Origin of the sequence: Micromonospora sp. NPDC051296 (genome assembly GCF_040682255.1) — a bacterium.
Taxonomy (GTDB): Bacteria; Actinomycetota; Actinomycetes; order Mycobacteriales; family Micromonosporaceae; genus Micromonospora; species Micromonospora craterilacus.
In genome coordinates this window covers 1-1,147 of record NZ_JBFBAO010000679.1, presented here as the reverse complement: position 1 = coordinate 1,147, position 1,147 = coordinate 1, and the positions used below count along the sequence as shown (strand labels likewise).

At 72.8% G+C, this 1,147-nt stretch carries 1 protein-coding gene; it reads left to right on the top strand.

The window, feature by feature from the left end; translation table 11 throughout:
- Positions 1 to 534: family 20 glycosylhydrolase (locus AB0M52_RS34080; RefSeq protein ID WP_363962023.1), on the top strand; the 534-nt coding region annotated here is incomplete at its 5' end.
- Positions 535 to 1,147: the final 613 nt, after the last annotated feature.

Below are 1,147 nucleotides of genomic sequence, written 5' to 3'. Positions count from 1 at the left end.
GCGGCCGCACACACCGACGGGCGACTTCTCCAGTGGTGGGGTACCAGCGGCGACGACCCGGTCACCGCCGACGCGGTACGCCGGGGCGCCAAAGTGATCCTCTCCCCCGGCAACCACGCCTACCTCGACATGAAGTACGCCCCGAACACCCCGATCGGGCACGACTGGGCCGGCCTGATCGACGTGCGGCGGGCGTACGACTGGGACCCGGCCGCCCACCTGACCGATGTGCCGGCCGAAGCGGTGCTCGGCGTCGAGGCACCACTGTGGACGGAGTCGGTGACGACGCTCGCCGAGGTCGAGTTCATGCTGCTCCCCCGGCTCCCCGCGATCGCCGAGCTGGGCTGGTCACCACGGTCCACTCACGACTGGGACGGGTTCCGCGAGCGGCTGGCCGGGCACGGCGTCCGGTGGACGGCGGCCGGGATCACCTACCATCGCTCGCCCGAGCTGCCCTGGCCCGCACAGCCGAGCATCCCCGCTCCTCGTCAGGAACCGCAGGACCGGACCGCGACACGATCCGCCCAGGACTGACCGTCGGCAACCACCTGTCATCCGCCGGCCGATAGCGGACATACGCCGGTAGGCAAGCTTCCCAGCTGGCGGGCCGGGGGTGGCGGCCCCTGGACCCGAGCGGGTGCAGACACGATGGGAGCAACCTCCCCTGCGCGAAACGGGGCGGTGTTGTTGTCCCGATGGCGCGTCACTGGCGGCAACAGGCCGCGATGTCCGGATCGGGGTCGTTCGGGCCGTCACCGGATGTCCGGTATCGGGTCCGGTGCCCGGCGGTCGGGCCACCCCGGGGCGGAATGATGGCCGGCCCCGGGTCGTTGAACATGCCGTAACCGCGACGCTCTCCCGCGCCGCACCGCGACGCCCCCGAGCGCCGCACCCGGGCCGGCCGGAATGAACCCCCGCCCCCCGGCGTTACACCTCACCCGGACGTCGTGCAGGTCCCCACTGCGGATCGCCGACGAACCCGGACCGGCTTACCCCCTTTCCTGCGCGGCCCACCGCACCCCCATCCACGGTGCCGCGCGCCCCCCGAACGGAAGGCGTGACTCATCATGCGTACCGACATCCTGCGTAAGACCGCCCTCACCATCGCCGCCACCGCCGCCACCGCCGGCGGCATCGCCGGCCCCGC